This window comes from Undibacterium hunanense, assembly GCF_014284335.1.
Classification (GTDB): Bacteria; Pseudomonadota; Gammaproteobacteria; order Burkholderiales; family Burkholderiaceae_D; genus Undibacterium; species Undibacterium hunanense.
Map to the genome: position 1 here is coordinate 1 of NZ_JACOGF010000030.1, position 5,815 is coordinate 5,815.

Annotated in this window: 2 tRNA genes and 3 rRNA genes; all 5 read right to left on the bottom strand. The window is 49.4% G+C overall.

The annotated features are described in order from the left end of the window. Positions 1 to 12 precede the first annotated feature (12 nt). The 5 genes from rrf to H8L32_RS27150 all read right to left on the bottom strand — a co-directional run bounded on the left by rrf (position 13) and on the right by H8L32_RS27150 (position 5,450). Positions 13 to 125 (bottom strand): 5S ribosomal RNA (rrf, locus tag H8L32_RS27130). 241 nt (positions 126 to 366) lie between these two features. Then, positions 367 to 3,240: ribosomal RNA gene (locus H8L32_RS27135) — 23S ribosomal RNA — on the bottom strand. Positions 3,241 to 3,657: 417 nt separating this feature from the next. Continuing rightward, positions 3,658 to 3,734 (bottom strand) — tRNA-Ile (locus H8L32_RS27140). A gap of 25 nt (positions 3,735 to 3,759) precedes the next feature. Next, positions 3,760 to 3,835: transfer RNA gene (locus H8L32_RS27145), tRNA-Ala, on the bottom strand. 86 nt (positions 3,836 to 3,921) lie between these two features. Then, a 16S ribosomal RNA gene (locus H8L32_RS27150) occupies positions 3,922 to 5,450 on the bottom strand. Together the 16S, 23S and 5S rRNA genes with 2 tRNA genes alongside form the textbook arrangement of a ribosomal RNA operon. Positions 5,451 to 5,815 lie beyond the last annotated feature (365 nt).

The following is a 5,815-nucleotide window of genomic DNA, read 5'->3' on the forward strand; positions in this document are numbered from 1 at the left end:
TGCGGAATAAAAGCCTGACGATAACCTACTTTCACACTGGTTGCAGCACTATCATTGGCGCGTAATCGTTTCACGGTCCTGTTCGGGATGGGAAGGGGTGGTACCGATTAGCTATGGTCATCAGGCATAACTTGTTGACTTGCTGTATTGCCGTTGTTTTGGCGGATACAAAAAGTCCAATTCAGAAGAAGCGTCGTAGAGTGTGCGATCTTATTCGCACTAATCAAGTTTTTTGTTACCCCAAGCGAGACCATCGCTTGAGGTAGTGGTTGTGACTGCTGTCGAACTTGCCTGCTGTTTCCACAGCTGGCACATTTCGCAAACACTTCACAATACTTGTCGTAGCCTACAACCTGCTAAGGTTATAGGGACAAGCCTTACGGGCAATTAGTACTGGTTAGCTTAATGCATTACTGCACTTCCACACCCAGCCTATCAACGTCCTGGTCTCGAACGACCCTTTAAAGAGATCAAGTCTCTGGGAAGTCTCATCTTAAGGCGAGTTTCCCGCTTAGATGCTTTCAGCGGTTATCTCTTCCGAACATAGCTACTCGGCAATGCCACTGGCGTGACAACCGATACACCAGAGGTTCGTCCACTCCGGTCCTCTCGTACTAGGAGCAGCCCCCTTCAAACTTCCAACGCCCACGGCAGATAGGGACCAAACTGTCTCACGACGTTTTAAACCCAGCTCACGTACCACTTTAAATGGCGAACAGCCATACCCTTGGGACCGGCTACAGCCCCAGGATGTGATGAGCCGACATCGAGGTGCCAAACTCCCCCGTCGATATGAACTCTTGGGAGGAATCAGCCTGTTATCCCCAGAGTACCTTTTATCCGTTGAGCGATGGCCCTTCCATACAGAACCACCGGATCACTATGTCCTACTTTCGTACCTGCTCGACTTGTCAGTCTCGCAGTTAAGCACGCTTATGCCATTGCACTATTAGCACGATGTCCGACCGTACCTAGCGTACCTTCGAACTCCTCCGTTACACTTTGGGAGGAGACCGCCCCAGTCAAACTGCCTACCATGCACTGTCCCCGACCCGGATCACGGGCCAAGGTTAGAACCTCAAATAAACCAGGGTGGTATTTCAAGGATGGCTCCACGCAAACTGGCGTCCACGCTTCAAAGCCTCCCACCTATCCTACACAGATCGATTCAAAGTCCAATGCAAAGCTACAGTAAAGGTTCATGGGGTCTTTCCGTCTAGCCGCGGGTAGATTGCATCATCACAAACATTTCAACTTCGCTGAGTCTCGGGAGGAGACAGTGTGGCCATCGTTACGCCATTCGTGCAGGTCGGAACTTACCCGACAAGGAATTTCGCTACCTTAGGACCGTTATAGTTACGGCCGCCGTTTACTGGGACTTCAATCAAGAGCTTGCACCCCATCATTTAATCTTCCAGCACCGGGCAGGCGTCACACCCTATACGTCCACTTTCGTGTTTGCAGAGTGCTGTGTTTTTATTAAACAGTCGCAGCCACCAGTTTATTGCAACCCCTTCGTCCTTCTGCCGCAGGGCAGTCAAACTACAAGGGCGTACCTTATCCCGAAGTTACGGTACCAATTTGCCGAGTTCCTTCTCCCGAGTTCTCTCAAGCGCCTTAGAATACTCATCTCGCCCACCTGTGTCGGTTTGCGGTACGGTCTCGTATGACTGAAGCTTAGAGGCTTTTCTTGGAACCACTTCCGATTGCTTCACGAATTAATTCGCTCGTCTCAACCCCTTGAATTACGCTGCCGGATTTGCCTAACAGCCTTCTCCAGGTTAAAAACCGACTATTCCAACAGTCGGACAACCTTCCGCGATCCGTCCCCCCATCGCATCATACGACGGTGCAGGAATATTAACCTGCTTCCCATCAGCTACGCATCTCTGCCTCGCCTTAGGGGCCGACTCACCCTGCTCCGATGAACGTTGAACAGGAAACCTTGGGCTTACGGCGTGGAGGCTTTTCACCCCCATTATCGCTACTCATGTCAGCATTCGCACTTCTGATACCTCCAGCAACCTTTACAAGTCACCTTCGCAGGCTTACAGAACGCTCTCCTACCATATCCTTACGGATATCCGCAGCTTCGGTGTATAGCTTAGCCCCGTTACATCTTCCGCGCAGGACGACTCGATCAGTGAGCTATTACGCTTTCTTTAAAGGGTGGCTGCTTCTAAGCCAACCTCCTGACTGTTTTAGCCTTCCCACTTCGTTTTCCACTTAGCTATACTTTGGGACCTTAGCTGGCGGTCTGGGTTGTTTCCCTCTTGACACCGGACGTTAGCACCCGATGTCTGTCTCCCTTGCTCGCACTCGTCGGTATTCGGAGTTTGCAATGGTTTGGTAAGTCGCGATGACCCCCTAGCCATAACAGTGCTCTACCCCCGACGGTGATACAAGAGGCACTACCTAAATAGTTTTCGGAGAGAACCAGCTATTTCCAAGTTTGTTTAGCCTTTCACCCCTACCCACAGCTCATCCCCTAATTTTTCAACATTAGTGGGTTCGGTCCTCCAGTGCGTGTTACCGCACCTTCAACCTGGCCATGAGTAGATCACTTGGTTTCGGGTCTACACCCAGCGACTGATTCGCCCTATTCGGACTCGATTTCTCTACGGCTTCCCTATGCGGTTAACCTTGCCACTGAATGTAAGTCGCTGACCCATTATACAAAAGGTACGCAGTCACGGAACAAGTCCGCTCCTACTGTTTGTATGCACACGGTTTCAGGTTCTATTTCACTCCCCTCCCGGGGTTCTTTTCGCCTTTCCCTCACGGTACTGGTTCACTATCGGTCGATATCGAGTATTTAGCCTTGGAGGATGGTCCCCCCATGTTCAGACAGGATTTCACGTGTCCCGCCCTACTTGTCGCAAGCTTAGTTCCACACCGATAATTTCGTATAAGGGGCTATCACCCTCTATGGCCGGAGTTTCCAATCCGTTCTACTATTAAAGATGCTAAATCTTGCAGGCTGTTCCCATTTCGCTCGCCACTACTTTGGGAATCTCGGTTGATTTCTTTTCCTGTAGCTACTTAGATGTTTCAGTTCGCCACGTTCGCTTTGCAACCCTATGTATTCAGGTTGCAATGACCTTACGGCCGGGTTTCCCCATTCGGAAATCTGCGGATCAATGTGTGTTTGCTCACTCCCCGCAGCTTATCGCAAGCTACTACGTCCTTCATCGCCTGATATCGCCAAGGCATCCACCATGTGCACTTAGTCACTTGTCCCTATAACTTTAGCTTCTGGTGTCTTCATCAATTACTTGATCAAGGTTCATCACCAAAAACCGGTTATAGTTCTTTACTACTTATGAGTATTACTTTAGCGTTTGCCGTATCTCAAGGAATTTGATATTTCTAAAACTTGTCTTTCGACAGCTTTTTCAAACTCTTTTTAATACTTTGTTTGTTCGATACAATCACAACCCTTCCATAATTTCCATCAGCAACTGTCGTCACTGACTTCTCTTTACAGAAATAATTTTGATTATTTCTACTTTACTTCTTCTAAATTGTTAAAGAACGAGAACTACTTAATTACTATTGTCTTTCGCTTTGAAAGTACAAACCTAAATCTCAACGTTTTACTATGTAGCATGACCTGCTCTACTTCCGCTGACTTACGTTTGCACTGTCGAGATCTTGTGGTGGGTCTGGTTGGGCTCGAACCAACGACCCCCGCGTTATCAACACGGTGCTCTAACCAACTGAGCTACAGACCCGATTCCTGCGACTTCTACCAAATCTTGGTGGAGGATGACGGGATCGAACCGACGACCCCCTGCTTGCAAAGCAGGTGCTCTCCCAGCTGAGCTAATCCCCCTTTCGGGAACATGATCTCTTACCTGTGTTCTCTATTCATTCATTAACAGTCAATAAGTGTGGACACTTCACTACGCGCTACTCTAGAAAGGAGGTGATCCAGCCGCACCTTCCGATACGGCTACCTTGTTACGACTTCACCCCAGTCACGAACCCTGCCGTGGTAATCGCCCTCCTTGCGGTTAAGCTAACTACTTCTGGCAGAACCCGCTCCCATGGTGTGACGGGCGGTGTGTACAAGACCCGGGAACGTATTCACCGCGACATGCTGATCCGCGATTACTAGCGATTCCAACTTCATGTAGTCGAGTTGCAGACTACAATCCGGACTACGATACACTTTCTGGGATTAGCTCCCCCTCGCGGGTTGGCGGCCCTCTGTATGTACCATTGTATGACGTGTGAAGCCCTACCCATAAGGGCCATGAGGACTTGACGTCATCCCCACCTTCCTCCGGTTTGTCACCGGCAGTCTCATTAGAGTGCCCTTTCGTAGCAACTAATGACAAGGGTTGCGCTCGTTGCGGGACTTAACCCAACATCTCACGACACGAGCTGACGACAGCCATGCAGCACCTGTGTAAAGGTTCTCTTTCGAGCACTCCCAAATCTCTTCGGGATTCCTTCCATGTCAAGGGTAGGTAAGGTTTTTCGCGTTGCATCGAATTAATCCACATCATCCACCGCTTGTGCGGGTCCCCGTCAATTCCTTTGAGTTTTAATCTTGCGACCGTACTCCCCAGGCGGTCTACTTCACGCGTTAGCTGCGTTACCAAGTCAATTAAGACCCGACAACTAGTAGACATCGTTTAGGGCGTGGACTACCAGGGTATCTAATCCTGTTTGCTCCCCACGCTTTCGTGCATGAGCGTCAGTGTTATCCCAGGGGGCTGCCTTCGCCATCGGTATTCCTCCACATATCTACGCATTTCACTGCTACACGTGGAATTCTACCCCCCTCTGACACACTCTAGCCTTACAGTCTCCAATGCAGTTCCCAGGTTGAGCCCGGGGATTTCACATCAGACTTATAAAACCGCCTGCGCACGCTTTACGCCCAGTAATTCCGATTAACGCTTGCACCCTACGTATTACCGCGGCTGCTGGCACGTAGTTAGCCGGTGCTTATTCTTCAGGTACCGTCATTAGCCCACTGTATTAGAGTAGACCGTTTCTTCCCTGACAAAAGAGCTTTACAACCCGAGGGCCTTCTTCACTCACGCGGCATTGCTGGATCAGGGTTGCCCCCATTGTCCAAAATTCCCCACTGCTGCCTCCCGTAGGAGTCTGGACCGTGTCTCAGTTCCAGTGTGGCTGGTCGTTCTCTCAAACCAGCTACTGATCGTCGCCTTGGTAGGCTTTTACCCTACCAACTAGCTAATCAGATATCGGCCACTCCATGAGCATGAGGTCTTGCGATCCCCCACTTTCCACCTTAGTGCGTATGCGGTATTAGCGTAACTTTCGCTACGTTATCCCCCACTCTAGGGTATGTTCCGATATATTACTCACCCGTTCGCCACTCGCCGCCAGGTTGCCCCGCGCTGCCGTTCGACTTGCATGTGTAAGGCATGCCGCCAGCGTTCAATCTGAGCCAGGATCAAACTCTTCAGTTTAATCTCTGTTTTTCGACAATTTCTTGTCTATGTCACATTCGTGACATGTCGCTCACTCAAAATACTGACAGTTCAGTGACTCATTTCTAAATCACTGTCTTGCTTTATACTTCTTGTGAACACTTGCTATATTATTTAAGCATTCCAATCCACCTAAGTGAACTGGTGCGCTTCGCAAAGTGCCCACATTTATTGACTGTTAATTGTTAAAGAACCTAAATCTTTTTCTGCTCAACCGGGTTACTTATTTACCCAGTTTTGCGTCGCAGCGTTGTGTGCGTCAGCAGCAGAGAAACGAGATTATGAAGCACTTTATTCCCACTGTCAACACCTGCAACTCATTTCGTTTCTCTTCGCTCTTTCGA